Genomic DNA, 20147 nt, shown 5'->3' on the forward strand with positions numbered 1-20147 from the left:
ACGGCCGGAGTCCCGGACGTTGACAGCGCACAAACGCCCGGACTACATTAATGACCAGTGAGTCATTAAAGCCGGCGCATGCGTTCTCTTCCGTTCGTCCCGGTGGCGGCCCTGCTGGCGGCCGTCGCTCTCTCCGCCTGCTCGCGGCAGGAGCCCGCGCCCGACCCGGTGCGCGCGGTGCGCACCATCGTGCTGGCCCCGTCCGGCTCGGGCGAGGTCCAGGAGTTCGCCTCCGAGGTGCAGGCGCGCACCGAGTCGCCGCTGGGGTTCCGTGTCGCCGGCAAGCTGGTGCGCCGCCAGGCCGAGGTCGGCCGCCACGTCGGCGCCGGCGAACTGCTGGCCCAGCTCGACCCCGAGGATCTGCGCCTCGCGCAGGCAGCGTCGCTGGCCACGGTGCGTTCGGCCCAGGTCAACGCCGAGATGGCCGAGGCCGACTTCAGGCGCTTTCGCGAGCTGTACGAGCAGGGCTTCATCAGCGCTGCCGAACTCGACCGCCGCGAGACCACGCTGAAGGCCGCGCGGGCCCAGCTCGAGCAGGCCCGCGCCCAGGCCGGCGTGCAGGCCAACCAGGCGGCCTACAGCGACCTGCACGCCCCGGCCGCCGGCGTCGTCACTGCGGTGGTGGCCGAGCCGGGTGCGGTGCTCGCCGCCGGCACGCCGGTGCTGCGTCTGGCGCACGACGGCCCGCGCGACGCCGTCTTCGCGGTGCCCGAGAACGAGGTCGCGCGTGTGCGCTCGATGATCGGCCGCCCGGGTGTCGTGCGCGTGCGGCTGTGGGGGCGCGAGGACACGCTGCCGGCCACGGTGCGCGAGGTCGCCGCGGCCGCCGACCCGGCGACGCGCACCTTCGTCGTCAAGGCCGATCTCGGCAGCGCCCCGGTGCAGCTGGGGCAGACCGCGACGGTGCTGATCGAGCGCCCCGGCGTCGCCGGCGTCCTGACGCTGCCGCTGGCCGCCGTCGTCCAGCACCAGGGCCGGAGTTCGGTCTGGGTGCTCGACCGCGCGACGATGACGGTCAAGCCGCAGCCGATCGAGATCGGCGGCAGCGACGGCAACAGCGTCGTCGTCGTCGGCGGGCTGGCCTCTGGCGCGGTCGTCGTCACGGCCGGCGTGCACGTGCTGGCCCCGGGCCAGAAGGTGCGCCTGTACCAGGACACCGGGCGCTGATGGAACCGCAGGTCCACGACGCCGCGGCGGCCCCGGCCCGCGAGCGTTTCAACATCTCGCGCTGGGCGCTCGAGCACGCGCCGCTGACGCGCTACCTGCTGGTGGTGCTGATGGTGCTGGGCATCGCCGCGTACTTCCAGCTCGGCCAGGACGAGGACCCGCCGTTCACCTTCCGCGCGATGGTCGTGCAGGCCTGGTGGCCGGGCGCCAGCGCCGAGCAGGTGGCCGAGCAGGTGACCGACAAGATCGAGCGCACGCTGCAGGAGGTGCCGTACGCCGACCGCATCCGCAGCTACACCAAGCCCGGCGAGTCGGTGACGACGCTGTTCCTGGCCGAACACTCGCCGCCGGCCGAGGTGCGCGACGCCTGGTACCAGGTGCGCAAGCGCATCGGCGACATGCGCTCGACGCTGCCCGAAGGCGTCGTCGGCCCGGTCTTCAACGACGACTTCGGCGACGTCTACGGCTCGATCTTCGCGCTGTCGGCCGACGGCTTCAGCCAGGAGGAGCTGCGCGAGTTCGCCGACGACGTGCGCCAGCGCCTGCTGAGCGTGCCCGACGTCGCCAAGGTCGAGATCTTCGGCAGCCAGCCGGAGAACATCTTCGTCGAGGTCTCGCGCAAGCGCATGGCCGAGCTCGGCCTGGACGCCGGCGAGGTTGTCGCCCAGCTCGGGGCGCAGAACGCGATGGAAGGCGCGGGCACGCTGCAGGCCGGCGCCGAGCAGCTCCAGCTGCGCGTGGGGGGGCAGTTCAGCTCGGTCGAGGAACTGGCGCGTTTCCCGATCCGGGCGGTCAACCCGCAGACCGGCCGCGCGAGCACGATCCGGCTGCAGGACATCGCCGAGATCCGCCGCGGCTACGTCGATCCGCCGACGACGATGGTGCGCCACCAGGGCCGCCCGGTGCTGGCGCTGGGCGTGTCGATGGCCTCCGGCGGCGACATCGTCACGCTGGGCAAGGCGCTCGCCGCGGCGACGGCCGAGCTCCGTGCCGGATTGCCGGTGGGCATCGAGCTCGAGCAGATCCAGAACCAGCCGAAGGTCGTCTCGGCCTCGGTCAACGAATTCGTCGGCGTGCTGCTGGAGGCCGTGGTGATCGTGCTGGCCGTCAGCTTCCTCAGCCTGGGGCTGCACACGCGGCCGCTGCGGGTGGACATCTGGCCGGGCATGGTGGTCGCGATCACGATCCCGCTGGTGCTGGCGATCACCTTCGTCGTGATGCACTTCTGGGGCATCGGCCTGCACAAGGTGTCGCTGGGCGCGCTGATCATCGCGCTGGGCCTGCTGGTCGACGACGCGATCATCGCCGTCGAGATGATGGTGCGAAAGCTCGAGGAGGGCTACGACAAGCTGCGCGCCGCGACCTTCGCCTACGAGATCACGGCGATGCCGATGCTCACCGGCACGCTGATCACCGCCGCCGGCTTCCTGCCGATCGGGCTCGCGAAGTCGGAGACCGGGGAGTACACCTTCGCGATCTTCGCCGTGACGACGGCCGCGCTGCTCGTCTCGTGGCTGGTCTCGGTCTACTTCGTGCCCTACCTGGGCACCTGGCTGCTGCACACGCGCAGCAAGCTCGGTGATGCCGGCGGGCCGGGGGAGGGCCCGCACGAGCTGTTCGACACCCCGTTCTACAACCGCTTCCGCGCCGCGGTCGACTGGTGCGTGGCGCACCGCTGGATCACGATCGGCATCACCGTCGCCTCGTTCGCGCTCGGCCTGTTCGGCATGACGCGCGTGCAGCAGCAGTTCTTCCCGGAGTCGGCACGGCCCGAGCTGCTGGTCGACCTGTGGCTGCCCGAGGGCGCGACGATCCGTGCCAGCGACGAGGTCGCGCGCCGCGTCGAGGCCAGGCTGCTGGCCGACGAGCGCATCGCCAGCGTCAGCACCTGGGTGGGCTCCGGCGTGCCGCGCTTCTACCTGCCGCTGGAGCAGATCTTCCCGAACAGCAACGTCAGCCAGATGATCCTCGTGCCCAAGGATCAGGACGAGCGCGACGGGCTGCGGCGCGAGCTGCCGGCGCTGCTGGCGGCCGAGTTTCCCGAGGTCCGTGCGCGCGTCACCGCGCTGCCCAACGGCCCGCCGGTGGCCTATCCGGTGCAGTTCCGCGTGCTCGGGCCCGACGCCCGCGAGGTGCGCCGCTGGGCCGACGAGGCCAAGTCGCTGATGCGCTCCAACGCCCATGTGCGCGGCGTCAACGACGACTGGAACGAGGCCATCAAGGTGCTGCGCCTGGAGATCGACCAGGACAAGGCGCGTGCGCTGGGCGTCACCAGCCGCCTCGTCGCGCAGACCTCGCAGACCCTGCTGTCGGGCAGCACGGTGGCCCAGTACCGCGAAGGCGACAAGCTCGTCGATGTCGTGCTGCGCCTGCCCGAATCCGAGCGCGACACCATTGCCGACCTGTCCAGCACCTACGTGCAGACGGCCAGCGGCCGCGCCGTGCCGCTGACGCAGGTGGCGCGCGTGCGCCTGGACTGGGAGCCCGGCGTCCTGCACCGGCAGGGACGCGAGTACGCGGCGACGGTGCAGGCCGACGTCGCCGATGGCGTGCAGGGTGCGACCGTGACGGCCCAGCTCGAGCCGGCGATGCGGGCGCTCGAGGCGCGCATGCCGCAGGGTTACCGCATCGAGACCGCGGGTGCGGTGGCCGAGAGCAGCAAGGGCCAGCGCTCGATCGTCGCCGGCGTGCCGGCGATGCTGTTCATCATCTTCACGCTGCTGATGCTGCAGTTGCGCAGCTTCGCCCGTTCGATGCTCGTCTTCCTGACCGGCCCGCTGGGCATCGCCGGGGCCGCGGCGGCGCTGCTGCTGCTGGGCCAGCCCTTCGGCTTCGTCGCGCTGCTGGGCGTCATCGCGCTGGCCGGCATGATCATGCGCAACTCGGTGATCCTGATCGACCAGATCGAACTCGACCGGGCGCGCGGCGTGCCGGCCTGGGACGCGATCATCGAGGCCGCGGTGCGGCGCTTCCGGCCGATCGTGCTGACCGCTGCCGCGGCGGTGCTGGCGATGATCCCGTTGTCGCGCAGCATCTTCTGGGGGCCGATGGCGGTGTCGATCATGGGCGGTCTGGTGCTCGCCACCGTGCTGACGCTGCTGGCGCTGCCGGCGATGTACGCGGCCTGGTTTCGCGTGCGCCGCGAAGGCGGAGAAGGGCGCTGAACGGCCCCGCGTCCGCGGCCGGCACCGGTGCGCTCCGTGTGCCGGCTAGAATGCGCGGTTTACCGATCGAGTTATCCGGGAACGGCGATCGACGACCCCCGCGGGATTCGCGCCGCGGGGTGTCGCGCGGCGACGTTTTTGAGCGCGCGGGTGGCGAAATTGGTAGACGCACCAGGTTTAGGTCCTGACGCCTTCACGGGCGTGCCGGTTCGAGTCCGGCCCCGCGCACCAGACATTCACTGAAGCCTTAGAGAGCCCCACATGGCCGTCAACGTCGAAACCCTCGAAAAACTGGAACGCCGCATCACGCTGACGCTGCCGGCGACCGTGATCAACAGCGAAGTCGAGGCCCGCCTGCGCAAGCTCGCCCGCACCGTCAAGGCCGACGGCTTCCGTCCGGGCAAGGTCCCGATGTCGGTCGTCGCCCAGCGCTACGGCTACTCGGTCCAGTACGAAGTGGTCAACGACCGTGTGGGCCAGGCCTTTGCCGACGCCACCGCCGAAGCGCAGCTGCGCGTCGCCGGCGCGCCGCGCATCACCCAGAAGGAAGAGTCTGCCGAGGGCGAGATCGCCTTCGAGGCGACCTTCGAGGTCTACCCCGAGGTCAAGCTCGGCGACCTGGCCGAGATCGAGGTCGAGCGCGTGGCCGCCGACGTCACCGATGAAGCCATCGACCGCACGATCGAGATCCTGCGCAAGCAGCGCCGCACCTTCGCCCAGCGTCCGGCCGCCGAAGGCGCCACCGAAGGCGACCGCGTGACGATCGACTTCGAAGGCAAGATCGACGGCGAACCCTTCGCCGGCGGCAAGGCCGAGGGCTTCCAGTTCATCATCGGCGAAGGCCAGATGCTGGAGCAGTTCGACAAGGCCGTGCGCGGCATGAAGGTCGGCGAGAACAAGACCTTCCCGCTGCAGTTCCCGGCCGACTATCACGGCCAGGACGTCGCCGGCAAGGAAGCCGACTTCCTCGTCACGATGACCAAGTGCGAGGTCCAGAACCTGCCGACCGTCGATGACGAGTTCGCCAAGTCGCTGGGCATCGCCGAAGGCACGATCGACGCGCTGCGCGCCGACGTCAAGAAGAACCTCGAGCGCGAGGTCAAGTTCCGCGTGCGTTCGCGCAACAAGGCCGCGGCGATGGACGCGCTGGCCAAGGCGGCCGAGCTCGAGCTGCCCAACGCGCTGGTCGCCAACGAGCTCCAGCGTCTGGTCGCTGGTGCCCGTGCCGACCTCAAGCAGCGCGGCGTCAAGGACGCCGAGAACGCGCCGATCCCCGAGGAGATCTTCCGCCCGCAGGCCGAGCGCCGCGTGCGCCTGGGTCTGGTCGTCGCCGAGCTGGTGAAGGCCAACAACCTGCAGGCCCAGCCCGACCAGCTGCGTGCGCACATCGAGGAGCTCGCCCAGAGCTACGAGAAGCCCGCCGAAGTGGTGCGCTGGTACCTCGGCGACCGCCAGCGCATGGCCGAGGTCGAGGCCGTGGTCATCGAGAACAACGTCACCGAGTTCATCCTGGCGAAGGCCAAGGTCACGGACAAGGTGCTACCGTTCGACGAACTGATGTCGGCAGCCTGAGGAAACAGCCCCTTATGAGCGTGATCGAGACGACCGGCCTGGGCATGGTGCCCATGGTCATCGAGCAGTCCGGGCGCGGTGAACGCGCCTACGACATCTACAGCCGCCTGCTGCGCGAGCGGATCGTCTTCCTCGTCGGCCCTGTCAATGACCAGGTCGCGAATCTCGTCTGCGCTCAGCTGCTGTTCCTGGAGTCCGAGAACCCGGACAAGGACATCTCGCTGTACATCAACTCGCCGGGCGGCAGCGTCAGCGCGGGCCTGTCGATCTTCGACACGATGAACTTCATCAAGCCCGAAGTGTCGACGCTGTGCATGGGCATGGCCGCCAGCATGGGCAGCTTCCTGCTGATGGCCGGCGCCAAGGGCAAGCGCTTCGCGCTGCCGAACTCGCGGGTGATGATCCACCAGCCCTCGGGCGGCGCCCAGGGGCAGGCCAGCGACATCGAGATCCAGGCCCGCGAGATCATCAAGACGCGCGAGCAGCTCAACCGCATCTATGCCGAGCGCACCGGGCAGTCGATCGAGAAGATCGCCGCCGACATGGAGCGCGACATGTGGCTTTCGCCCGGCGAAGCCAAGGACTACGGTCTGATCGACCAGGTCCTCGAAAAGCGCGGCTGACGCGTTTCCCGACCCCTTCTCGAACCCCTGAAAAGGCCTCCTTTTCGCCGCCCGGCGGGCGGCGGGAGTTGGTCTATGATGGGGTTCGGATCCCTTTTCCCTCCGCGCAAGACGAGACATGGCCGACAAGAAGGGCGCCTCCGGCGAGAAAGTCCTTTACTGCTCCTTCTGCGGCAAGAGCCAGCACGAGGTGAAGAAGCTCATTGCCGGGCCCTCGGTGTTCATCTGCGACGAGTGCATCGAGCTCTGCAACGACATCATCCGTGACGAGGTTCCGGCCGAAGGCGGCGCGGCGAAGGCCGCGAAGTCCGACCTCCCCGTCCCGAGCGAGATCAAAACCAGCCTGGACCAGTACGTCATCGGCCAGGACGTCGCCAAGCGCACGCTGTCGGTGGCGGTCTACAACCACTACAAGCGTCTGAAGCACATGGGCGCCGGTGGCAAGGACGAGGTCGAGCTCACCAAGAGCAACATCCTGCTGATCGGCCCCACCGGCTCGGGCAAGACGCTGCTGGCGCAGACCCTGGCCAAGCTGCTCAACGTCCCCTTCGTGATCGCCGACGCGACCACGCTGACCGAGGCCGGCTACGTCGGCGAGGACGTCGAGAACATCATCCAGAAGCTGCTGCAGAACTGCAACTACGACGTCGAGCGGGCGCAGCGCGGCATCGTGTACATCGACGAGATCGACAAGATCAGCCGCAAGGCCGACAACCCGAGCATCACGCGCGACGTGTCGGGCGAAGGCGTGCAGCAGGCGCTGCTGAAGCTGGTTGAAGGCACGATGGCCAGCGTGCCGCCGCAAGGCGGGCGCAAGCACCCGAACCAGGACTTCCTGCAGATCGACACGACGAACATCCTGTTCATCTGCGGCGGCGCGTTCGACGGCCTCGAGAAGGTCATCCAGGGCCGCACCGAGAAGTCGGGCATCGGCTTCGGTGCCACCGTGCACAGCAAGAGCGAGAAGCGGGTCTCCGACCTGTTCCGCGAAGTCGAGCCCGAGGATCTGATCAAGTTCGGCCTGATCCCCGAGCTGGTGGGCCGGCTGCCGGTCGTCGCCACGCTGGGCGAACTGACCGAGGACGCGATGGTGCAGATCCTGACCGAGCCGAAGAACGCGCTCGTCAAGCAGTACCAGAAGCTCTTCGGCATGGACGGTGTCGAGCTCGAGATCCGTCCTTCGGCGCTGTCGGCCATCGCGCGCAAGGCGCTGGCACGCAAGACCGGCGCCCGCGGCCTGCGTTCCATCATGGAGCACGCGCTGATCGACACGATGTTCGACCTGCCGACGCTGGACGGCGTGGCCAAGGTCGTGATCGATGAACACATCATCGAAGACGGCGCCAAGCCGCTGCTGGTCTACCGGGAACAGGCCAAGGCCAGTGCCTGATCCCGTCCGGTCCGCGCCCGCACGCGGCGGCCCGCCACTTGCATTTGCCCTCTCGGGCCCCACGTGGGCCTGAGAAAGAGAGGTACACCGATGTCCGGACATCCCACCCTGCCGAGCGACCCGATCACGCTGCCGCTGCTGCCGCTGCGTGACGTCGTGGTGTTCCCGCACATGGTCATCCCGCTGTTCGTGGGGCGCCCGAAGTCGATCAAGGCGCTGGAAGCGGCGATGGAGTCGGGCCGGCAGATCATGCTCGTCGCCCAGAAGGCCGCCGGCAAGGACGAGCCCAAGGCCGACGACATGTTCGAGATCGGCTGCGTGTCGAGCATCCTGCAGATGCTCAAGCTGCCCGACGGCACCGTGAAGGTGCTGGTCGAAGGCCTGCAGCGCGCCCGCACCGTCACGATCACCGACTCCGGCGAGCATTTCGTCGGCACCGTCGCGCCGATCACCGCGCCGGCCGACAGCTCGCCCGAGATCGAGGCCCTGCGCCGCGCCGTGACGCAGCAGTTCGACCAGTACGTCAAGCTCAACAAGAAGATCCCGCCCGAGATCCTGACCTCGATCGCCGGCATCGACGATCCGGGCCGCCTGGCCGACACGATCGCCGCGCACCTGCCGCTCAAGCTCGAGGCCAAGCAGGCCGTGCTCGACCTGTTCGCCACCGCGCAGCGGCTGGAGAAGCTGCTCGAGCTGCTCGAGCACGAGGTCGACATCCTCCAGGTCGAGAAGCGCATCCGCGGCCGCGTCAAGCGGCAGATGGAGAAGAGCCAGCGCGAGTACTACCTCAACGAGCAGGTCAAGGCGATCCAGAAGGAACTCGGCGACGGCGAAGAAGGCGCCGATCTCGAGGAACTCGAGAAGAAGATCGCCGCCGCGCGCATGACCAAGGAAGCGCGCAAGAAGGCCGAGTCGGAGCTGAAGAAGCTCAAGCTGATGTCGCCGATGTCCGCCGAGGCGACCGTCGTGCGCAACTACATCGACACGCTGGTCAACCTGCCCTGGGCGAAGAAGTCCAAGATCAAGCACGACCTGGCGAACGCCGAGACGGTGCTCAACGAAGACCACTTCGGCCTGGAGAAGGTCAAGGACCGCATCCTCGAGTACCTCGCGGTGCAGCAGCGTGTCGACAAGGTCAAGGCGCCGATCCTGTGCCTCGTGGGCCCCCCGGGCGTCGGCAAGACCTCGCTCGGCCAGAGCGTGGCGCGCGCCACCGGCCGCAAGTTCGTGCGCATGGCGCTGGGCGGCATGCGCGACGAGGCCGAGATCCGCGGCCACCGCCGCACCTACATCGGCTCGATGCCGGGCAAGGTGCTGCAGAGCCTGAGCAAGGTCGCGGTGCGCAACCCGCTGTTCCTGCTCGACGAGATCGACAAGCTGGGCATGGACTTCCGCGGCGACCCGTCGTCGGCGCTGCTGGAAGTGCTCGACCCCGAGCAGAACCACACCTTCAGCGACCACTACGTCGAGGTCGACTTCGACCTGTCCGACGTGATGTTCGTCGCCACCTCCAACTCGATGAACATCCCGCCGGCGCTGCTCGACCGGATGGAAGTCATCCGCCTGGCCGGCTACACCGAGGACGAGAAGCTCAACATCGCCCAGCGCTACCTGCTGCCCAAGCAGCAGAAGAACAACGGCGTGGCCGACGGCGAGATGGAAGTCACCGAGTCGGCGCTGCGCGGCATCATCCGCTATTACACGCGTGAAGCCGGCGTGCGTTCGCTCGAGCGCGAGATCTCCAAGATCTGCCGCAAGGTGGTCAAGGGCATCCAGCTCAAGACCTACGAGGGCAAGGTCGTCGTCACCGAGGACAACCTCAACGACTTCCTGGGCGTGCGCAAGTACGACTTCGGCCGCGCCGAGAAGCAGAACCAGGTCGGCCAGGTCGTCGGCCTCGCCTGGACCGAGGTCGGCGGCGATCTGCTGACGATCGAGGCGGCGGTGATGCCCGGCAAGGGCAACATCATCCGCACCGGCCAGTTGGGCGACGTGATGAAGGAGTCGGTCGAGGCCGCGCGTTCGGTGGTGCGTTCGCGCGCCCGCCGCCTGGGCATCAAGGACGAGCTCTTCGAGAAGCGCGACATCCACATCCACGTGCCCGACGGCGCGACGCCCAAGGACGGGCCGAGCGCGGGTGCGGCGATGACGACGGCTTTCGTCTCGGCGCTCACCGGCATCCCGGTGCGGGCCGATGTCGCGATGACCGGCGAGATCACGCTGCGCGGCGAGGTCACGGCGATCGGCGGCCTGAAGGAGAAGCTGCTCGCGGCGCACCGCGGCGGCATCAAGACGGTGCTGATCCCGGAAGAGAACGTCAAGGATCTCCAGGAGATTCCGGAGAACGCCAAGAACAACCTCGAGATCGTGCCGGTGCGCTGGATCGACCGCGTGCTCGAGATCGCGCTGGAGAAGGTGCCCGAGCCGCTGCCGGAAGACGAGGTTGCGGCCAAGGACGCCACACCGGAAGCGGCGGTGGCGCCGGTCGTCGGTTCCGATGCGCTGCCGCACTGAAAAGGTCTTGCCAACCGCGTAAAAATCGGTCTATACTGTCGGTCTTGATTCGTTGCAGCCAATGCAGGAAGTCAAGGGCAAAGCGGGAATAGCTCAGTTGGTAGAGCGCAACCTTGCCAAGGTTGAGGTCGCGAGTTCGAGCCTCGTTTCCCGCTCCAAGACATCCGAAGGGAAGCCCAGGCTTCCCTTCTTTTTGGGCAGAATCCGGGTGTTCTGTCCTGCGGCGCGATAGCAAAGCGGTTATGCAACGGATTGCAAATCCGTCTAGTCCGGTTCGACTCCGGATCGCGCCTCCAGAATTCCGTGTGACAAAGGGCTCCCTCGTGGAGCCCTTTGTCCATCGAGAACCCGGTCAGCCGCCCGGATGGCGAAACTGGCAGACGCAGCGGACTTAAACTCCGCCGCCTCTCGAAAGAGGGCATGCGGGTTCGATCCCCGCTCCGGGCACCATCAGCGCTGACGGCGTCTCTCGCCTCGCGCTTCGCGCCCCGCCGGCCGCAGGCCGGCTTCGAACGCCCTCTCCAGCTCGGCCAGCGCCTCGACGCTGGCGCTCAGTGCCTGCAGATAGGCCGGCGCGTCGGCGTGCAGCGTCTGCAGCATGCGGTGGACCACACGCGACGAATGCAGCGGCCCGGCGTTCTCGGGTACCTGGGCACGCGCCTGGCGCAAGCGGTGCTCGGTCTTCAGCCGGCCGACGGTGGGCTGCAGCGCGGCGACGGTCTTCAGCAGCGGCGGCGCCGGCGCGCGCACCTGGCGGCGTGGCGGCGGCGCTTCGGCGCGGCCCAGGCGGTCGACCAGCGACGACAGGCCGGCCCAGGGCGGCGGCAATGCGGCGGCGGGCGCGGCAGGCGGCACGTTGGCAATGGCGTCGATGCGCCGCTGCAACTGCGCCAGCAGCAGCCGTCGCGTCTCGCCTTCGGCCGCCGCGGCACGGCGCGCCAGCGCTTCGGCGACGGCCAGTGCGACCGGCTCGGCGCCGGGCACGGCGCGGCGCGCGGCCAGCGCCGCGAATACGTCTTCGTCGGCCGCTGCGTTCATCGAGCCGTGTCGGCCGCCCGCCGCGGCGTCGGCGCGATCTCGACACGCCGGTTCAAGGCGCGCCCGGCGGCGTCGGCGTTCGAGGCCACCGGCTGCTCGGCGCCGAAGGCCGCGGCGAACACCGCCGACGACGGCACGCCGTCCTCGATCAGCGCGCGTGTCACCGTCAGCGCACGCTGGGCCGACAACTCCCAGTTGTCAGCAAAACGCGCCCGGCCGCCGTCGCGCACCTGCCGGTCGTCGGTGAAGCCGCTGACCATCAGCACCTCGTCGCGCGCCGACAGATAGGCCGCCAGCGGGCCGGCCAGGCTCTTCAGCAACTGGCGTCCCTCGGGCTGCAGCTCGGCGGAGTTGAAGGCGAACAGCACGTTGCCGCTGATGCCGATGCGCCCGCCGGCCAGCGTCACGCGGCCGGCGGCCAGCGGGACGGCCAGCGCGTGCTCCAGCGCCTCGCGGCGCTGGGCCTCGGCCTGGCGCTGCTGCACCTCGGCGCGCAGGCGTTCGGCCAGGTCCAGCTGCAGCCCGATGGCGCAGACCAGGATCAGCACGAAGGCGCCGAGCAGCCCCGACATCAGGTCGCCGAAAACCGCCCAGACCGGCGCGCCGTGTTCGGCGTCGCCGTCGATCTCGTCGTCGGCGGTCATGCCCCGGCCTCGGCGGCGCGGCGCTGCAGCGCGGCCACCGCCTGCTGCTGGGCGCCCAGCGTCAGGTCGACGATCTCGCGCGCCTGGGCGACGTAGTAGGCGAGCTGCTCGTCGCTGCGCGCGCCGGCCTGGGCGAGCGCGGCCTCTATGCGCTGCAACTGCGCCGTCGTCTGCTCGCTGCTGCGCGCGAAGAGCTCGACCGCCTGGCCGAAACCTTCGCCCAGCGCGGCGAGTTCGCCGGCGCCGGCCTCGACCTGGGCCGCGGTCGTGCGCAGCGCCTGGGCTTCGCTCTCGACCTGGGCGGCGAAGCGTTTGCCGGCGTCTTCCAGCAGCGTGCCGGTGCTCTCGACCAGCGAGGCGATGGTCTCGCGCTGCTCGTGCCCGGCGCGCTGCACGGTGTCGAGCAGTTCGCCCAGCGTGCCCAGCAGGCGGTTGCGTTCTTCCAGCGCCGCGTTGTCGCGCACCAGGCTGTCCGACAGCGCCTGGCGCAGCTCGGCGATGACCTCGGCGGCGGCGCGCGGCGCCTCGCCAGCGGCCTGCACCAGGCGGCCGATCTGGGCGATCGTCGCCTCGGCCTGCTCGCGCGTGCGTGCCGAGACGGCGTCGGCGGCGGCGTCCAGCGCGGCGCAGACACGCTGCTGGTGGCCGGCGGCGTCGGCGGCGGCACGGCGTGTCTCGTCGGCCAGTCGCTCGGCCAGCGCCTGCAGCGTGGTCTCCATCGCTGCGCGGCGTTCGGCTTCGCGGGCAGCGGCGGTTTCGTCGGCGGCAGCGCGGGCCGCGGCCAGTTCGGCCTGCAGCGTGGCGGCGTGGCGCTGCAGCACCTCGCCGGCCGCGGCGACGGTCTCGCGGCCGGCGGCGGCCAGTGCGGCCTGGGCGTCGTGCTGGGTTGCCAGCGTCTGCTGCCAGGCGGCGGACCAGCGTTCGGTGCCGGCCTGCAGCCGGGCGTCCAGGCCGTCGAGCAGCGTCGCCGAGCGTGTCTGCAGGTCGCCGCCGAAACGTTCCAGCGCCGCGCCCAGGCGGTCGAGCTGGGCCTGCTGGCGCGCCTGCTGCGCGTCCAGCGCCTCGCGGCCGTGTTCGGCCAGGCGTTCGGCCGTGGCGTCCAGGCGTTCGGCGACGCCGGCCAGATGCTGCTGCACCTGGCCTCGCAGCGTCTCGTTCAGCGTCACCGACTGGCGCTCCAGCGCCGCCATCGTCGACTGAACCGCCGGCTCGACCGCCGCAGCGGCTTGCCGGGCACTGGCGGCGGCGGTCTCGGCCAGCGTCGTGGCGACGGTGGCCGACAACTCGCGCCAGGCCTGGCCGGCGTCGTCATGGAAACGCTGCTGGCCGGCGAGCAGGCGCTCGTCCAGCGTGCGGCCGCGTTCCTCGATCGTCGTCGCCAGCGCCTGAAGCCGCTCGGCAAGCGCCGGCAGCCATTGCGCCTGGGCCTGCAGCAGCGCCAGCGAGGCTTCGCGCTGCTGCGTGCGCGAGAAGGCGCGCAGCGGGCCGGCGATCACGGCGTCGAGCCGGCGGCCGGCACGGCGGCGTTCGCGTCGCAGCAGCGCCGACATCAGCCCCAGCATCGCCGACGCGGCGACGCCGGCCACCGAGCTGCCGAACGCCAGCCCCAGGCCGCGCACCGGCGCCGCCAGCGAGGCGCGGATCGCCTCGACGTCGGCGGCGTGCTCCAGCGCCTGGCCGGTGCCCTGCAGCGTGACGACCATGCCGAGGAAGGTGCCGAGCATGCCCAGCAGCACCAGCAGGCCGGCGAGGTAGGGCACCAGCGCCGGGCCGGGCAGCGCGGCGCGTTCGCCTTCGACACGCAGGCGCACGGTGTCGCGCAGCCCTGCCGGCACGCCGTCCAGCCAGGCGGCCAGCGACGGCGGCTCGGCCGTCGTCGCGCCGAGCTGGGCGTTCAGCGCCTCGGTCTCGGCGGCGAAGCGCCGCAGTTCGAGTGCGCCGACGATGAAGAAGACCGCGATCAGGGCCACCAGCGTCAGCGCCAGCGGGTTGGAGGCGCCATAACCGGCGCCGACCCAGATCAGGGCCAGCATGCCGGCAGCGAAGGCCGCGTGGGGAAGCAGTCGGTTCATCTCGCCTCGTGATCGTGCAGCGTCTGCAGCAGGCCTTGCGCCGGCAGCAGCCGGTGCGCCAGTTCGGCCCGCATCACCTCGTCCAGATCCTCGCGGAAGGCGGCCAGCCAGCCCGCGTCGTCGCCGTGTTCGCGGCCCAGGCGCTCGAAATGCGCCATCAGCCGCTGCGGCACCAGCGCCAGCACGCGGCGTTCCTGCGCCGCCAGCGCCGGCTCCAGCGCGGCGTCGATCGCCGCGACGCGTGCCAGCGCTGCCGAGCGCCGCGACAAGGCGTCACGCAGCCGCCGCCGCAGCGCGGCGACGGCGTCGTGCATGCCCTGCTGGAGCCCCAGGCAGTGGCGATGGAACGGGCCGAAGTCGTCCGGGCTCGTGGCCGGCTCGGCGGGCCCGGCGGCAATCGCCGCCTCCAGGGCCGCGCACACGCGCCGGAAGTCCGCGTCCTCGCTGCCGGCCGTGCGGCCCGCGGCGGGCACGGCCTGTCCGGCGGAGAGCGCCGAAGCGAGCGAGATGGCGCCCGCCCATCCGAGCCAGTGGCCCAGTCGCTCGGCGAAGGCGGGTCGCCCTTCGGCCGGCGGCCCGTCGGCAAGACGGGCGAGGAGGCGGGTGAGCTCCGAACCGGCAACGCCCGGGCTGGCAGACCCGTGCAGCATGAGCCAGTCGAAGGATCGGTAAAGGGCGCGCAGTGTACCGCCTGCGCCGCCGGGCGGCCGGCGCGGGCAAAAGAAAGGGCGCCCGAAGGCGCCCGTCGTGGCGGCAGGCCGAAGTTCAGCCGCGCACCTCGAGCTTGTTCTTCACCTGCTTGACGCCCTTGACGCTGCGCGCCAGCGTCTCGGCACGCTCCTTTTCCGTGCCCGACTTGGCGAAGCCCGACAGCATCACCTCGCCACGCAGCGTCTCGACGCTGATGGCGGAGGCGTCGACGGTCTTGTCCTCGACGAACCTGGCCTTCACGGCGGTGGTGATCGCGCTGTCGTCGATGTATTCGCCGACGGTGCTCTGGTCGCGCGTGACGGCGCAGCCCGGCAGGACGACGAGGGCGGCGACGGCCGTGATCGTGGCGGCGAGCGTGTTTCGGATGGTGTTCATGCGATGCGTTCTCCTTGTTCCTCGTGGCGAAGGCCGCAGCCGGCGGCTTTCGTGAGCAGCATCGTGTCCTCGCGCCGGTGCCGCCGGCGTGGGGCTCGGGCGCGACCGGCTGTCGGTGCACCCGCGTGCCGCGCTGTCGGACGTGTCCGACAGCCGACGCTCAGCCGCCGAGCAGCGCGCCGAGTTGTCGCAGCCCCTCCTCGCGCTCGGCGTCCAGCGGATGGGCGGTGCTCAGCCGCAGCCCGCCGGCCAGCGCCGCGCCGCTGCCGAATGCCGCCCCCGGCACGAAGCCGTAGCCGCGCTCGCGCAGCCGCGGCAGCAGCGCGGCGCTGTCGGCGCCCGCCGGCAGTTCGACCCAGATCACGTAGCCCCCTTCGCCCGGCGTGACGCGTGTGCCGGGCGGCAGCCAGCGGCGCGCCGCCGCCACCCAGGCCTCGGTCTGCGTCGCCAGAATTCGCCGCAGCCGGCGCAAATGGGTCTCGTAGCCGCGGTCGGCCAGGAAGCCGGCCAGCGCGGCGTCGGTCAGCGGCGACAGCAGCTCGCCGTGCACCGCGCGCGCGGCGCGCAGCTGCAGCCGGTGGCGCCGGCTGGCCACCCAGCCGACGCTGATGCCCGGCCCGGTGACGCAGGCCAGGCTGGCGCAGTACAGCACCCGGTCGTCGTCGTCCCAGGCCTTGACCGGGCGCGGGCGCTCTCCGGTGCGCTGCAGCTCGCCCATCAGCTCGCACTCGATCAGCGGCAGGCGGTGCTGGCGCAGCAGCGCGGCGAGCTGCTCGCGCGCCGCGTGGGGCATGCGGCTGCCGCGCACGCTGTCGAAGCTGGGCTCGGCGATGCAGCAGCGCACGTCGTGGTGCTGCAGCGCGAAGGCCAGCGCCGGCACCGAGAAGCCGCCGTCCTGCGGCGCCGGGATCGCCAGCGGCTTCAGGCCCAGGCTGGCGACGAGTTCCAGCGTGCGCGGCGACGCCGGCTCGGGCACCGCGACGGTGTCGCCGGGGCGGGTGAGCAGCCGCAGGCAGAGCTCCAGCGCCTCGCCTTCGCCGTGCGTGACGACGACGTCCTCGGCGTCGACCGCGCAGCCGGCGCGCAGCATGCGGTGCGCCAGCGCCCGGCGCAGCGCCTCGCTGCCGTAGACGCTGCCGATCGCCAGCAGCGTGCGGTCGGCCGCCAGCGCCAGCTGCAGATGGCGCTGCAGCGCCGGCAGCGGCAGCAGCGCCGCCGGCAGCGCCAGATGGCTCAGCGACAGGCTGTCGGGCCGTGTCGTCGCCAGCTCGATCAGGCGCTTGCGCCGGCCTTCGAGTTCCAGCGCCTCGCCGCCGGCCGGCACCGGCGCGCGCACCGCGCCGCGCACGAAGTGGCCGCGCCGCGCGCGCGCCTCGATCAGCCCGGCGTCCTCCAGCTCGTGCAGCGCGTGCGTGACGGTCGCCAGGCTGGCGCCGTGTTCGGCGCAGAGCTGGCGCACCGACGGCAGTTGCGAGCCCGGCGGGTAGCGTCCTTCGTGCAGCGCACGCGCCAGGTCCTCGGCCAGGCTGCGGTAGCGGGTGGGGCGTTCGGGCATGGCGTGACGATACGCCGATGCAGCGCTTCTGGATCGATACAGAGATCCGTCGCCTGGGTCGATACAGCGGCCGCTGCATGCGGCGCCGGAGGCGGCTGCTGTGGCTTACGCACGCCGGCCGCGCTGCCTAGAGTGCAGTGCCATGACGGAACGCCTGCTCCCGACCCTGCCCGCCGCCTGGCGCTCGATTCCGGTGCCGGTGCGCCGGCTGATGCTGGGCGAGCTGTTCGGGCTGCTGGCCGCCGCGGCCATGCATCTGGCGCTGGCCTGGTGGATCAGCCGCGAAGGTGGTGCTGACGCGCTGGCGCGCTACGGCGCGGTCACCGCGCTGGCGGCGCTGCTGGCGACGCCGCTGCTGTCTCCGGCCGGCGACCGCTGGCCCAAGCGGCGGCTGATCCGCCTGGGCAAGCTGGTGCTGGTGCTCGATGCTCTGGCCATCACGCTGCTGTGCGGGGCCGGCGTCTACGACCTGCGGCTGATCTGCCTCTGCAGCCTGCTGTCGGTGGCGGCGACGGCGCTGCTGTGGCCGGCCGAGGCGAGCATCCTGCCCGAGCTGGTGCCGGCGGACGAACTGCCGGCGGCGATCCGCTGGCGTCGCGGCGCCCAGGCGCTCGGCGGGCTGCTCGGGCCGGGCGTGGGCGGCGTCGTGCTGGCCGCCGCGGGCTTGCCGGCCGCGATGCTGCTGAACCTGCTGCTGTTCGGCGTGGCGGCGCTCGCGGCCTGGAATGTCGGTTCGACCGTGCGGCCGGCCGGCGCTGCGCCCGGCCGCGGCTGGTTCGACGAGATGGCCGACGGCCTGCGTGCCAAGTGGCAGGTGCGGCTGGACCGCTGGTGGACGCTGGTCGGCGCCTTGATGATGCTGTGCCTGCTGCCGGCCACCGGGCTGCTGCTGCCGCTGCGCATCCAGGGGCTGGGGCTGTCGGCGGCGTGGTTCGGGGCCTGCAGCGGGGCGCTGTCGCTGGGGTTGCTGGCCGGTGTCGCCGGGCTGGCGCCGGCGCTGATCGAACGCGTCGGGCGGCTGCGGGCGCTCGCCGTCGCGACGCTCGCCTGCGCTGCGGCGATCGCCGGCGTCGGCTGGGGCGAGCGGGCGCCGCTGCTGGTCGCGCTGTTCGCCGTCATCGGCCTGGCGCTGTCGGTGACGCAGTTGGTCGGCCAGACGCACCGCATGCTGGCGATGCCCGACGACTACCGCGCCCGCATGAGTGCGGCGCACCTGGCGATCGCCCATCTGGCGGCGGCACTCGCGCCGGCGCTCGGCGGCGCGCTGCTGGGGGTCGTCGCGGTGCCGACGGTCTACCTGATGCTGGCGGCGGGTTTTGCCTTCAGCGGCCTGTTGCTGATGGCGGTGCCGGGGCTGGCGCACTTCCTTCGCCAGGACCACGAGGGCGCGCGTGGCTGGTACGGCCGCCATTACCCTCGGGCGTTTACGCGTTCCTGAATCTGGCGCGGGCCTCGGGGCAGGGGGAATCCTAGTGTTCACCCTGATGGGGTTCGCCCAAAATAGAACGATCGTTCGATTTCTGGGGGCTCCGGTCGATGCGTTCGGGAACCCCCCACTAGAATCGTCGGGTAACGTCAACGTCAACTCCCAGGAGCTGAGGCATGAAGGTGCTGGTCCCCGTCAAGCGGGTGGTCGATTACAACGTCAAGGTCCGCGTGAAGAGCGACGGCACCGGGGTCGACATCGCCAACGTCAAGATGAGCATGAACCCCTTCGACGAGATCGCCGTCGAGGAGGCCGTGCGTCTGAAGGAGAAGGGCGTCGCGACCGAGATCGTCGTCGTGTCCTGCGGCGTCACGCAGTGCCAGGAGACGCTGCGCACCGCGATGGCGATCGGCGCCGACCGCGCGATCCTCGTCGAGACCACCGAAGAGCTGCAGCCGCTTGCCGTCGCCAAGCTGCTGAAGGCGCTGGTCGACAAGGAGCAGCCGGGCCTCGTCATCGTCGGCAAGCAGGCGATCGACGACGACGCCAACCAGACCGGCCAGATGCTGGCCGCGCTGGCCGGCCTGCCGCAGGCGACCTTCGCCAGCAAGATCGAGATCGCCGACGGCCGCGCCAAGGTGGCGCGCGAGATCGACGGCGGCGCCGAGACCGTGGACCTCAAGCTGCCGGCCGTCGTCACCGCCGACCTGCGCCTGAACGAGCCGCGTTACGTCACGCTGCCGAACATCATGAAGGCCAAGAAGAAGCCGCTGGAGACCGTCAAGCCGGCCGACCTGGGTGTCGACGTGACGCCGCGGCTGAAGACGCTGAAGGTCGCCGAGCCGCCCAAGCGCGGCGCTGGCGTCAAGGTGCCCGACGTCGCCACGCTGGTGGCCAAGCTGAAGAACGAAGCGAAGGTGATCTGAGATGGCTGTCCTCGTCATTGCCGAACACGACAACGCGACCGTCAAGGGCGCGACCCTGAACACCGTCACCGCGGCGCTGGCCTGCGGCGGCGACGTGCACCTGCTGGTCGCCGGCGAGAACGCCGGCGCGGCGGCCCAGGCCGCGGCGCAGATCGCCGGTGTCGCCAAGGTGCTGCACGCCGACGGCGCGGCGCTGGCCCATGGCCTGGCCGAGAACCTCGCCGCCCAGGTCGTCGCCATCGCCAAGGACTACAGCCACGTGCTGTTCCCGGCCACCGCCGGCGGCAAGAACGTCGCGCCGCGCGTCGCCGCGCTGCTGGACGTCGCCCAGATCAGCGACGCGACGAAGATCGTCTCCGCCGACACCTTCGAGCGCCCGATCTACGCCGGCAACGCCATCGCCACCGTGCAGAGCGCCGACGTGATCAAGGTCATCACCGTGCGCACGACCGGCTTCGACGCCGCGGCGGCGACCGGCGGCAGTGCCGCGGTCGAGTCGATCGCGGCCGTGGCCGATGCCGGCCTCTCGGTCTACGTCGGCAGCGAGATCGCCACCAGCGACCGCCCCGAGCTGACGGCCGCCAAGATCATCGTCTCCGGCGGCCGCGCGCTGGGCTCCAGCGACAAGTTCAACGAGGTGCTGACGCCGCTGGCCGACAAGCTGGGTGCCGCGCTCGGCGCCAGCCGCGCTGCGGTCGACGCGGGCTACGCGCCCAACGACTGGCAGGTCGGCCAGACCGGCAAGATCGTCGCGCCGCAGCTCTACATCGCCGCCGGCATCAGCGGCGCGATCCAGCACCTGGCGGGCATGAAGGACAGCAAGGTCATCGTCGCGATCAACAAGGATCCCGAGGCCCCGATCTTCAGCGTCGCCGACTACGGCCTGGAGGCGGACCTGTTCGCCGCGGTGCCGGAGCTGGTCGCCGCCCTCTGAAGAACAACAAGATCCCGAGGCGCCCTCCGTGGCGCC

Annotated in this window: 15 protein-coding genes and 4 tRNA genes; 13 read left to right on the forward strand and 6 right to left on the reverse strand. The window is 70.9% G+C overall.

The genetic code is table 11. From position 1 onward, the window contains the following. Positions 1-78: 78 nt before the first annotated feature. From G5B56_RS03245 to G5B56_RS03290, 10 genes are all read left to right on the forward strand, one after another. Positions 79-1167: an efflux RND transporter periplasmic adaptor subunit gene (locus tag G5B56_RS03245; RefSeq protein WP_164962305.1), complete on the forward strand. Its 1089-nt coding sequence runs from the start codon at positions 79-81 to the stop codon at positions 1165-1167. Beyond that, positions 1167-4331: an efflux RND transporter permease subunit gene (locus tag G5B56_RS03250; protein WP_164962306.1), complete on the forward strand. Its 3165-nt coding sequence runs from the start codon at positions 1167-1169 to the stop codon at positions 4329-4331. The genes G5B56_RS03245 and G5B56_RS03250 overlap by 1 nt, the downstream gene beginning before the upstream one ends. Positions 4332-4475: 144 nt before the next feature. Continuing rightward, a tRNA-Leu gene (locus G5B56_RS03255) sits at positions 4476-4562 on the forward strand. 30 nt (positions 4563-4592) lie between these two features. Continuing rightward, positions 4593-5903: a trigger factor gene (gene tig / locus G5B56_RS03260; RefSeq protein WP_164962307.1), complete on the forward strand. Its 1311-nt coding sequence runs from the start codon at positions 4593-4595 to the stop codon at positions 5901-5903. Between the two features lie 14 nt (positions 5904-5917). Continuing rightward, positions 5918-6526 carry an ATP-dependent Clp endopeptidase proteolytic subunit ClpP gene (gene clpP, locus G5B56_RS03265; RefSeq protein WP_009859030.1) on the forward strand — a complete coding sequence of 203 codons (609 nt, stop codon included), beginning with the start codon at positions 5918-5920 and terminating at the stop codon, positions 6524-6526. Positions 6527-6644: 118 nt separating this feature from the next. Continuing rightward, positions 6645-7916, forward strand: coding sequence for an ATP-dependent Clp protease ATP-binding subunit ClpX (gene clpX / locus G5B56_RS03270; protein ID WP_009859029.1), 1272 nt, complete (start codon positions 6645-6647; stop codon positions 7914-7916). Positions 7917-8006: 90 nt separating this feature from the next. Further along, positions 8007-10430 (forward strand): endopeptidase La, encoded by a 2424-nt coding sequence (lon, locus tag G5B56_RS03275; protein WP_009859028.1) that lies wholly within the window; start codon positions 8007-8009, stop codon positions 10428-10430. 82 nt (positions 10431-10512) lie between these two features. Continuing rightward, positions 10513-10588: transfer RNA gene (locus tag G5B56_RS03280), tRNA-Gly, on the forward strand. A gap of 64 nt (positions 10589-10652) precedes the next feature. Beyond that, a tRNA-Cys gene (locus G5B56_RS03285) sits at positions 10653-10726 on the forward strand. Between the two features lie 62 nt (positions 10727-10788). Then, a tRNA-Leu gene (locus tag G5B56_RS03290) sits at positions 10789-10880 on the forward strand. Here the strand turns inward: G5B56_RS03290 and G5B56_RS03295 are convergent. The 6 genes from G5B56_RS03295 to G5B56_RS03320 form a co-directional block, all read right to left on the reverse strand. Next, positions 10881-11468, reverse strand: coding sequence for a DUF2894 domain-containing protein (locus G5B56_RS03295; RefSeq protein WP_009859027.1), 588 nt, complete (start codon positions 11466-11468; stop codon positions 10881-10883). After that, a complete protein-coding gene (locus tag G5B56_RS03300; protein ID WP_009859026.1) occupies positions 11465-12112 on the reverse strand; it encodes an OmpA family protein in 648 nt (215 codons plus the stop codon). The genes G5B56_RS03295 and G5B56_RS03300 overlap by 4 nt, the downstream gene beginning before the upstream one ends. After that, entirely contained in the window at positions 12109-14184 is a 2076-nt protein-coding gene (locus G5B56_RS03305; protein WP_164962308.1) for a DUF802 domain-containing protein, read from the reverse strand. Before G5B56_RS03305 ends, G5B56_RS03300 begins: the two co-directional genes overlap by 4 nt. Further along, positions 14181-14834, reverse strand: a complete 654-nt coding sequence (locus G5B56_RS03310; RefSeq protein ID WP_029718323.1) for a DUF3348 family protein — start codon at positions 14832-14834, stop codon at positions 14181-14183. Before G5B56_RS03310 ends, G5B56_RS03305 begins: the two co-directional genes overlap by 4 nt. 115 nt (positions 14835-14949) lie before the next feature. Next, positions 14950-15270: a BON domain-containing protein gene (locus G5B56_RS03315; protein ID WP_009859023.1), complete on the reverse strand. Its 321-nt coding sequence runs from the start codon at positions 15268-15270 to the stop codon at positions 14950-14952. 160 nt (positions 15271-15430) lie between these two features. Beyond that, positions 15431-16825 (reverse strand): PLP-dependent aminotransferase family protein, encoded by a 1395-nt coding sequence (locus G5B56_RS03320; RefSeq protein ID WP_164962309.1) that lies wholly within the window; start codon positions 16823-16825, stop codon positions 15431-15433. Positions 16826-16967: 142 nt separating this feature from the next. On the opposite strand from G5B56_RS03320, the gene G5B56_RS03325 reads away from it, so the two are divergent. From G5B56_RS03325 to G5B56_RS03335, 3 genes are all read left to right on the forward strand, one after another. After that, positions 16968-18263 carry an MFS transporter gene (locus G5B56_RS03325; RefSeq protein WP_164962310.1) on the forward strand — a complete coding sequence of 432 codons (1296 nt, stop codon included), beginning with the start codon at positions 16968-16970 and terminating at the stop codon, positions 18261-18263. A gap of 164 nt (positions 18264-18427) precedes the next feature. Beyond that, positions 18428-19177, forward strand: a complete 750-nt coding sequence (locus G5B56_RS03330; protein WP_009859020.1) for an electron transfer flavoprotein subunit beta/FixA family protein — start codon at positions 18428-18430, stop codon at positions 19175-19177. Position 19178: 1 nt separating this feature from the next. Continuing rightward, the gene (locus tag G5B56_RS03335; RefSeq protein ID WP_164962311.1) at positions 19179-20111 is read left to right on the forward strand and encodes an electron transfer flavoprotein subunit alpha/FixB family protein; all 933 of its coding nucleotides are present in this window, start codon (positions 19179-19181) and stop codon (positions 20109-20111) included. Positions 20112-20147: the final 36 nt, after the last annotated feature.

This window comes from Rubrivivax sp. JA1026 (genome assembly GCF_011065555.1).
GTDB lineage: Bacteria > Pseudomonadota > Gammaproteobacteria > Burkholderiales > Burkholderiaceae_C > Rubrivivax > Rubrivivax benzoatilyticus.

Bases quoted from the DNA above. Each gene is read 5' to 3' on its own strand.
- G5B56_RS03245 (WP_164962305.1), top strand. From the start codon at position 79: ATGCGTTCTCTTCCGTTCGTCCCGGTGGCGGCCCTGCTGGCGGCCGTC.
- G5B56_RS03250 (WP_164962306.1), top strand. From the start codon at position 1,167: ATGGAACCGCAGGTCCACGACGCCGCGGCGGCCCCGGCCCGCGAGCGT.
- tig (WP_164962307.1), top strand. From the start codon at position 4,593: ATGGCCGTCAACGTCGAAACCCTCGAAAAACTGGAACGCCGCATCACG.
- clpP (WP_009859030.1), top strand. From the start codon at position 5,918: ATGAGCGTGATCGAGACGACCGGCCTGGGCATGGTGCCCATGGTCATC.
- clpX (WP_009859029.1), top strand. From the start codon at position 6,645: ATGGCCGACAAGAAGGGCGCCTCCGGCGAGAAAGTCCTTTACTGCTCC.
- lon (WP_009859028.1), top strand. From the start codon at position 8,007: ATGTCCGGACATCCCACCCTGCCGAGCGACCCGATCACGCTGCCGCTG.
- G5B56_RS03295 (WP_009859027.1), bottom strand. From the start codon at position 11,468: ATGAACGCAGCGGCCGACGAAGACGTATTCGCGGCGCTGGCCGCGCGC.
- G5B56_RS03300 (WP_009859026.1), bottom strand. From the start codon at position 12,112: ATGACCGCCGACGACGAGATCGACGGCGACGCCGAACACGGCGCGCCG.
- G5B56_RS03305 (WP_164962308.1), bottom strand. From the start codon at position 14,184: ATGAACCGACTGCTTCCCCACGCGGCCTTCGCTGCCGGCATGCTGGCC.
- G5B56_RS03310 (WP_029718323.1), bottom strand. From the start codon at position 14,834: ATGCTGCACGGGTCTGCCAGCCCGGGCGTTGCCGGTTCGGAGCTCACC.
- G5B56_RS03315 (WP_009859023.1), bottom strand. From the start codon at position 15,270: ATGAACACCATCCGAAACACGCTCGCCGCCACGATCACGGCCGTCGCC.
- G5B56_RS03320 (WP_164962309.1), bottom strand. From the start codon at position 16,825: ATGCCCGAACGCCCCACCCGCTACCGCAGCCTGGCCGAGGACCTGGCG.
- G5B56_RS03325 (WP_164962310.1), top strand. From the start codon at position 16,968: ATGACGGAACGCCTGCTCCCGACCCTGCCCGCCGCCTGGCGCTCGATT.
- G5B56_RS03330 (WP_009859020.1), top strand. From the start codon at position 18,428: ATGAAGGTGCTGGTCCCCGTCAAGCGGGTGGTCGATTACAACGTCAAG.
- G5B56_RS03335 (WP_164962311.1), top strand. From the start codon at position 19,179: ATGGCTGTCCTCGTCATTGCCGAACACGACAACGCGACCGTCAAGGGC.